The organism is Skermanella sp., assembly GCF_059503625.1.
Map to the genome: position 1 here is coordinate 1 of NZ_JCACHA010000906.1, position 7,590 is coordinate 7,590.

The 7,590-nt window shown below is 59.9% G+C and carries 7 protein-coding genes and 1 pseudogene; 2 read left to right on the plus strand and 6 right to left on the minus strand.

Going from position 1 to position 7,590, the window contains the following annotated elements; all coding sequences use genetic code 11:
• Window positions 1–288: 288 nt before the first annotated feature.
• The 3 genes from AC5JJ6_RS33030 to AC5JJ6_RS33040 form a co-directional block, all read right to left on the minus strand.
• A complete protein-coding gene (locus tag AC5JJ6_RS33030) occupies window positions 289–792 on the minus strand; it encodes a ComEA family DNA-binding protein (protein ID WP_496046109.1) in 504 nt (167 codons plus the stop codon).
• Window positions 793–845: 53 nt separating this feature from the next.
• A complete protein-coding gene (locus AC5JJ6_RS33035; RefSeq protein ID WP_496046110.1) occupies window positions 846–1,076 on the minus strand; it encodes a hypothetical protein in 231 nt (76 codons plus the stop codon).
• A 287-nt stretch (window positions 1,077–1,363) separates the two neighbouring features.
• A complete protein-coding gene (locus AC5JJ6_RS33040) occupies window positions 1,364–1,744 on the minus strand; it encodes a response regulator (RefSeq protein ID WP_496046111.1) in 381 nt (126 codons plus the stop codon).
• Between the two features lie 333 nt (window positions 1,745–2,077).
• Here AC5JJ6_RS33040 and AC5JJ6_RS33045 point away from each other — a divergent pair, with 333 nt between their 5' ends.
• Entirely contained in the window at window positions 2,078–3,706 is a 1,629-nt protein-coding gene (locus AC5JJ6_RS33045; RefSeq protein WP_496046112.1) for a sensor histidine kinase, read from the plus strand.
• A gap of 276 nt (window positions 3,707–3,982) precedes the next feature.
• On the opposite strand, the gene AC5JJ6_RS33050 is transcribed toward AC5JJ6_RS33045, so the two are convergent.
• The 3 genes from AC5JJ6_RS33050 to AC5JJ6_RS33060 form a co-directional block, all read right to left on the minus strand.
• A complete protein-coding gene (locus AC5JJ6_RS33050; protein ID WP_496046113.1) occupies window positions 3,983–5,527 on the minus strand; it encodes a sensor histidine kinase in 1,545 nt (514 codons plus the stop codon).
• A 442-nt stretch (window positions 5,528–5,969) separates the two neighbouring features.
• The gene (locus AC5JJ6_RS33055; RefSeq protein ID WP_496046114.1) at window positions 5,970–6,134 is read right to left on the minus strand and encodes an integrase core domain-containing protein; all 165 of its coding nucleotides are present in this window, start codon (window positions 6,132–6,134) and stop codon (window positions 5,970–5,972) included.
• Between the two features lie 15 nt (window positions 6,135–6,149).
• Entirely contained in the window at window positions 6,150–6,428 is a 279-nt protein-coding gene (locus AC5JJ6_RS33060) for a hypothetical protein (RefSeq protein WP_496046115.1), read from the minus strand.
• Between the two features lie 13 nt (window positions 6,429–6,441).
• Between AC5JJ6_RS33060 and AC5JJ6_RS33065 the strand changes: the two are divergent.
• Window positions 6,442–7,307, plus strand: a pseudogene (locus AC5JJ6_RS33065) (IS481 family transposase); the annotation flags it as partial.
• Window positions 7,308–7,590 lie beyond the last annotated feature (283 nt).

Below are 7,590 nucleotides of genomic sequence, written 5' to 3' on the forward strand. Positions count from 1 at the left end.
GCTTCCTATCGAATCCCGTCGACGGGGACAACAACAGCATCCCTGCACCAAACCACCTCAGGGGGCCTTCAACCTACCATAAGCAATGAGCGAATTCCGGGGCTTTGCTGAGCAATGGCACCTGGCCGCTGGTTAAGGCTCATTGCCAATGCTCTCAGTTGCAAGACCATCCTGTCGGTTTCCCTTCGATCCTCTCGAAGGGGACGCCCCTCGGCGATGGGAGCATCAGTCGGAAAGTCCGTTCAGACAGGCGAAGCGCCCTCAATCCGATACTGGCGCCGCCGCCTGTCATACAGCCAAGCGACTGCGGAGCGTAGCCAGAACATCTGCTGGCACGATGCCCTGGGAGGCAAGATCCTCCACCGACTGGAAGAGCCGACTGGCTATGATCCGCTTGGCACGGCGCCGGTCGATACGCTTCAGAGACACCAGCTCATCGAATTTGGCCTTGTTGATGTCGATCGCGCCGGATGACCTCCGAGCCTCGGCGCTGGTCACATCTGGAGAACTTGCGCCCGCGACGGGTGCGGTTCCCCCGCCACCCGATCCCCCACCGCTCGACTGTGGCATCTCCGGACGGCTTTGTTCTTCCCAGGCTTTGCCTGACTGCTGATCCGATGCGTCAGTTTTCGGGCGATCAGCACCTGCAAGGGTATCCACGGCCATCGCCGCTATTCCGACGACGACCTTCGCCGCATCGGCCGCTGTTTCGGTGACGCTCTTCTTGTCTATCGTCCTTCTTGTCCATCGTCCGATCTTTCTGGGGGGCTGCGAAGTTACAACCGTGGTCACGCGTCCAAGTTCCGGAAAGTTCACTCTCTGGTTTTTTCTGCCACTTGAACTGGCTATTGGGGCGACCTTGAGGGCGTGTCAGCTTCGTAGGGTTGCTGAAAGATGTCGAGCCATCGACGAGCGAGGGCGCGCAAGCTGGCTTTGGCCGAAGTCGTCGGGGACGTCATCGCGCCATAACGCAACTCGGCGAGATGACGGACCAGCGCCATCGTGACCGTGATTGCCTCAAGCTTCTCGCGCAGGCCAGCCGGCACGGCGATGATGACGGCCTTCAGGGTCAGCATGGCCTAAGTTCGTGCCTTGGCGGCCGTATCGCGGGCGACCTTCAGGTGGGGATCTGGCGCATCAAGCAGGTTCAGGCGCTTGTCTCGAGAGGTATGGGCAGCACTCCGCGGCAGCGTGCTGGTGTTTACCTAGCTCACCGAGGACATTGCCAACTTCCTGATCAACTGGTGCATGAACAAATGCAGGCAGATGCAATGTTAACAACTTAACGCTGCCACGTGCCCCTGAAGCAGATAGAATCGCATCCGTACACCAAACCAACCTGGAAATGCCGTATAGGAACGCCTCACTCCGCGCTGGCTAACATTTTCCTCAAAGCATCCATGACGGCTTCAACACCAACCGGCTTGGCCATGATGACAAGTGGATGATCCAGGCTTTCTTTCAGACGGTTCGCAACGTCGTCGGTCACATAGCCGCTGATAACCACAACAGGAAATCCGGCATGCTCGCTGCGCACATGCCGGATCAATTCATCACCTCCCATCACAGGCATTCTGAGATCGGTCACCAAGGCGTCGAAACCTCCGTGACGCCAGTGATCGAGCGCTTCCTGTCCATCGAAGGCCGTGGTGACTCGAAAACCTTCATCGAGAAGATCCTGCTCCAGGACCATGATAGCGAGCACTTCATCATCGACCAGGAGGATATGGGGAGTGTCGGGCATACTCGCCTTCATCAGCCAGGAGCGGTATCCGGGAAACGGTAGCGGAACATCCGATCCCCGTAACGTACTGACGCATTTAATCCACTGGCACAGCTAGAGACAAGCTCGGAACCGGCAACGAACCGTTTCATGGCAATCGAAAGTGATACTGTTCGTCCATTCCGCAACCGGGGTATGGTGACGTAGAGCTTGAAGCCTGGGCCCTGGAAGGAACGTCGTGTGCAAGTAGGTTTGAGGATAGTCCTTGCTGCATGCCTGGGGGGTGTGGGGCTGGCTTTTACCGTCGGGACGGCGGCTCTGCTGCAGGCCGAGGCCGGTAGGCGCATCCAGCACATGATCGGTGGCCAGTTGCACCAGTACGCCAGTCAGGTCGCTGACAAGCTCGACCGGGGTATGTTCGAGCGATATCGCGACCTCCTGGTGGTGTCGAGCCTGGAAGCGGTCAGGTCGCCGGAGGCTTCCCCCACCACCCGGCGTGTCGTTCTTCAGCGGTTGCAGGATACTTACCGCGATTACGCCTGGATCGGTTTCATCAGGCCGAACGGCATCCTGGAAGCGGCGACCGGCGGGGTTCTGGAAGGCGCCGACGTGAACACGCGAGGCTGGTGGAAAAGCGGTCTTGAGCGTCCCTATGTCGGCGACGTTCACGACGCGGTGGTTCTGGGGAAAATTCTCTATGCTGATCGTGCAGAGCCTCCTCGCTTTGTTGACCTCGCGACGCCGGTCCGGGACGACAATGGTACGGTTCTTGGCGTCGTTGCAGCACATCTCAGCTGGGACTGGGCTTCCGAGGTCGAGCAGTCCGTGCTGGGGCCGGCTGCCGAGGATCAGCGTGCCGAGGCCATGATCCTGGCGACCGACGACACCGTAATCCTCGGGCCAAAGGCGCTGGTCGGGCACCGCTTCGACACGTCATCTCTCGGATCACCCGACGCCGTGATCAGGGTCTGGCCCGATGGCGCGGAGTATCTGACCAGCGTTGCCACGACGCGCGGCTACCGTGACTATCCGGGACTGGGGTGGAGAGTTGTCCTGCGCCAGCCGATGGCGTTGGCGATGGCGCCGGTGCGAGACCTGCGTGACAGCGTGATCGCCTGGGGCGCTGCCGGCAGCCTTCTCGCGGTCCTTGTCGGATATCTGATGGCCGGTTGGATTTCCGCGCCTCTGCGCGCGATGGCCCGATCTGTCGACGCGGCAGGATCAAATGGGACAGCACCGGTCCTGCCGACTGCCTGCCGCTACGCGGAAATTCGCACCCTGACCGGGGCAGTAGGCACCTACCTCGATGAACTGAGGCAGGCTGACCAGAAGCTCAGAGCTTCGCTCGACGAAAAAACGATCCTGCTGCACGAGATCCATCACCGGGTGAAGAACAATCTGCAGGTCATCTACGGTTTGATGATGATGGAGGCACGTCAGTTTCCCAAGGGAGAGCCTGGTCGTGAGCGCATGGAGGCTGTAGCCCGGCGTGTCACCTCGATGGGGCGGCTGCACGAGCAACTTTACAAGTCCGGTGATCTTGCACAGATTGATTTTGCCCAGCATCTCCGGCAGCTCTGCGATGCTTTGCTGGAACTACGCCCCCACGACGCAGTCGCCATCCGTCTTGAAACCGGTACGACGATCTGCTCGCTCGAAATGGCGACACCACTCGGCCTGATCGCCAATGAACTTGTCATCAATGCGCTGAAGCATGCGTTCCCCGCCCGCCGGCCAGGAACCGTAACGATCAGTCTGCACGACGAGGATGGGAACATCGTGATGCAGGTTGCCGACGATGGTGTCGGGTGCGCCGGCAAGCTCCCGTCCGGCGGTGTCGGCACAACCCTGGTCAGCGCGCTCGTGCGCCAGCTTGGAGGAACCCTGTCCTTCGAGGTGGAAAAAGGCTGTGTAGCACGGTTGGTCGTGCCGAAGATCATTCCTATGACGACGTCCAACCCTCAGCACGCTGTTGCAGCCTGACGTCGACAAAAGCATCTCACGAGGCCGCAGAAGTCTTGGCCGGGTTGAAGGCGGTGCCCATATGCTGCCGGTCCGATGGCTGTTGACAACGGCCGCCGACATAGCCCACTACCCTCCCGGGCGTCAGACCTCATTCTCCTCAAAGTAGCATTCCGACCAGCACCGGCTGGCACGTCCCGTCTGCGAATAGGCTCTCGATAAGTGCAACTTCAACAACGCTTCGGCATGTCGTTGCTTGTGGCGGGATCTGAACAATCCTGCCCATATTTGCGATTATCACACAGTAGAACCGGTATGAAGCCTGGGAATTGCAGCATCTTCCTCCGGGAGGCTACGTTGCGATGGCAGCTCGACCACAACCCTGGTGCCGGCACCAAGTTCACTCGACAACTCCACTGTACCGCCATGGCATTCCACAAGCTGGCGCACCAGCGGCAAACCAAGCCCGGTGCCCTGAGCTGGACGCGCCAATCGGCTGTCGGATTGCTCAAACGCCAGGAAAACACGTGCCAGATCATTGGCCGGAATGCCGATGCCGGTGTCGGTGACGAAAATGGCCGTGCCACCGTCGGCGCGGCGCTCCACGGCAGCGACAATCAAGCCGGGTGCCGGCGTGAACTTGACCGCGTTGGAAAGCAGATTGTCCAGAACCTGCCGAAGCCGCAGCCGGTCTCCCATAACGCTGACACTTCCGGCGGGCGCATCGAGCCGGATCGTAACTCCGGCGGAGCGGGCAGTTTCCCGCAGGTCGCGCACCGCCTCCGCGGTGACCACAACGAGATCAACCGCTTCCTCCCGAAGCTCCAGCTTACCGACCTCGAGTTTGGCAAGGTCAAGAATGTCGTTGATCAGCGCCAGCAACCTCCTGCCGGCATTATGGATGTCGCCGGTATATTCGGCCTGACGCTTGCCCAGCCGACCGAAGATGCCGGTCATCAGAGCCTCGGAAAACCCAAGAATGGCGTTGAGCGGTGTCCGCAGCTCGTGACTGACGTTGGCGAGGAAGTTGGATTTGGCTTCACTGGAGCGGAGTGCCGAATCGCGCGCAAGAACAAGGCTGTCGGTCAGCTCCAGCAGTTGACCGTTGCTTCTCATCAGCACCGTCTCTGAGTGCATGTGCCGCCGCATCAGCCAGGCGAGCAGCAGGACCAGCGCGACAAAGCTGATACCATAGCCCAGCAGCTTGATTTTGAAGGCGCTGACCTGGCTCTGCATGCGTCCAACCAAGGTGTTCTGACGGTCGTGCACCCTGATCGAAATCAGGCGCTGGGTCGAAATGGCACGTTGCAGTTCACGATCGGCCAGGATGCGAAAGGCGCGTGGATCCCTGTCCAGCAGTTTCAGTTCCTGGTCAACGATAGCGATCTGGGCACCGACATCGGCCAGGCCATCTTCGCGGCTGATCCCCTGGGTGTGCCAAGCCGAACTGCCAGGTTCGGGCAGCGAGTTAAGACGGTTGAAAACGTTGTCGAGACGGAGCCGAACCTCATCGAGTACTTCGAGAGGCGGATCGTCCTCGATATCACCAACCGCTACCCGCAGATTCAGCAGATCGCTGGCCAGTTGGCTGTCGTACCAGACATCGGCGCCGCTTGCGACCTCAACGGAGTGCTGAATGCCGACCAAGTCGAAGACCACCATAGGTGAGCTGAACAGAACCAGCAGGAAAGATATTGCCCAGACAGCTTTGCCCGAGTCCATGATCCTTTTCCCACTCACCATCCAGCCGTGCTTGATCCTGGTTGCATTTGCCAGCGCTATGGAATCCCAGTAGCCGTACCAGAAGCATGAGATATCGGCAAAGTAAGATGCGCTCACCATTGGCGCCTGTTGTCCTCTAAATATAATTACTGATTGTTTAAGATGTTCTGAAACCACGTCGTTTTCGATAGGTTCAACCTACTCGACCGTGGCCTGGCAAGTAGGAAGACTTCCGGAAGTGTACCGCCCACAATAACTTGGACACCGGAGAAGGGTTACGGTGTGGCTGGTCAGGTTTGTGGGGTTCCGACCTGAGGAAAGGATGCCACCGTGCTCGGTCCGGTCAAGCACAAGCTGCTGTCGAGCATGGGTCCCTGCGCCCATGCTCCTGCGGCCCTGCTTGACCGGTCCTGCGCGCGGCGGCCTGCCGGGTGGCAGGTCGGGACAGCGGGATGGTCAGCCCTCGATCGAACATCGGGATGGATCATGCGGCAAGGCTTTCCTGCTGGAGATGACGGGCGCGGTAGTCGAGCGGGCTGAGATAGCCCAGCCGCTCCAGCCGCTAGGCGGCGTTGTAGCGGGCAACAAAGTCGGTGACCGCCGCCCTGACCTCGGCGGCGGTGCGGAAGGTTCTGCCCCAGATCGCCTGCTCCTTGAGGATCCGAAAGAACTGCTCGATGACGCCATTGCCTTGTGGTTGGTGCGGGAAGGCGTAGCTCAGCGCCATGCCCCAGTGGCTGATTTAATGAGAGAAGTGGTAGGACGTATACTGCGGCCCATTGTCCAGGCGCAGCGACACGCCGCGGGCGGCATCGGCCGCGATCCCGCCGAACCGGGATGTCACGGCCTGGCTGATTGGCTCGACGCCGATCTCGCGCGAGACCGCATCAAGGGACTCGCCGCGCAACAGCCGGAGGACCACCTCACGTTTGCGAGCAACGCTCCAGCCCTGAGTAACCGTCGGTCCGGCAGTCTCGCCAGAACTCGTCGGCAGCTTCGGGTTGTTCTTCTGATTTCCCATCGGTTCTTCCATATGGACGATCCGGTGTCCAACTTCATCGACGGCAGATCACCCTACGGCGCCGAGATCAACCGTGTTGTCGCGCGAGGACGAGGCGGTCGTGGTCGCTTTTCGCCGGCACACGCTGCTGCCGCTGGACAACTGCCTGTATGCCCTGCAGGCGACGTTGCCGCATCTGACCCGCTCGTCGCTGCACCGTTGCCTTCAGCGCCACAGCATCTCACGCCTGCCGGAAGCGGAGGGCACCAAGCCCGCGAGGAGCAAGTTCAAGGCCTATCCAATCGGCTACTTCCACATCGACAACGCGGAGGTTCGCACCGAGGAAGGTAAGCCCTACCTGTTCGTGGTGATCGACCGGACCTCCAAGTTCGTCTTTACAGAGCTGCATGATAAAGCGACCACGCGCATTGCCGCAAACTTCCTGCGGCCTTGCTGAAAGCGGTGCCTTACAAGGTCCATACCGTTCTCACCGACAAGGGCACCCACTTCACCACGCCCGGCAACCTGTGCTCAGCCGCAGCCGAGATCAAGCGGGCGCTGGAGCGCGGCGAGGTCTTCCGCGCCCATGCCTTCGAGTTCGCCTGTGCTCAAAACGACATCGATCATCGCTTGACCAAGCCACGCCATCCATGGACAAACGGGCAGGTCGAGCGCATGAACCGCACCCTCAAGGAGGCGATCGTCAAGCGCTACTACTACGACACCCACAATCAGCTTCGAAGTCACCTCGCCGACTTCGTCATCGCCTACAACTTCGCTCGTCGGCTCAAGGCCCTGAAGGGCCTCACCCCCTTTGAACACATCTGCCAGGCATGGACAAAGGAACCGCAGCGGTTCAACCTCAATCCGCTCCACCAAATGCCGGGACTGAACACCTAAAAGATACCATAATCTTCTGGCATGCGTCGCCTTTGAGCTTTCCCTCGCCTTATCCGAAAACGGTGAGTTTCTCTGACTCAGGGAACTCAGACCTCTCATTGCCGTTTTTAATCATCATTGTCAGGGATGTTCAGCACATAGCCGCATGCCTTGCAGTGAACGGCATCAGGCTCATGACGCTGCAGCCCGCACTGGGGGCACGGGAAGAGCACCTTGCCACCTGGGCGAAATACAGCCTGCGCCAAGCGTAGAAACAACGAGATCCCCACCAGCATCATGAGTA

Bases quoted from the DNA above. Each gene is read 5' to 3' on its own strand.
- AC5JJ6_RS33045 (WP_496046112.1), top strand. From the start codon at position 2,078: ATGATCGGTGGCCAGTTGCACCAGTACGCCAGTCAGGTCGCTGACAAG.
- AC5JJ6_RS33060 (WP_496046115.1), bottom strand. From the start codon at position 6,428: ATGGGAAATCAGAAGAACAACCCGAAGCTGCCGACGAGTTCTGGCGAG.
- AC5JJ6_RS33055 (WP_496046114.1), bottom strand. From the start codon at position 6,134: ATGGCGCTGAGCTACGCCTTCCCGCACCAACCACAAGGCAATGGCGTC.
- AC5JJ6_RS33050 (WP_496046113.1), bottom strand. From the start codon at position 5,527: ATGGTGAGCGCATCTTACTTTGCCGATATCTCATGCTTCTGGTACGGC.
- AC5JJ6_RS33040 (WP_496046111.1), bottom strand. From the start codon at position 1,744: ATGCCCGACACTCCCCATATCCTCCTGGTCGATGATGAAGTGCTCGCT.
- AC5JJ6_RS33035 (WP_496046110.1), bottom strand. From the start codon at position 1,076: ATGCTGACCCTGAAGGCCGTCATCATCGCCGTGCCGGCTGGCCTGCGC.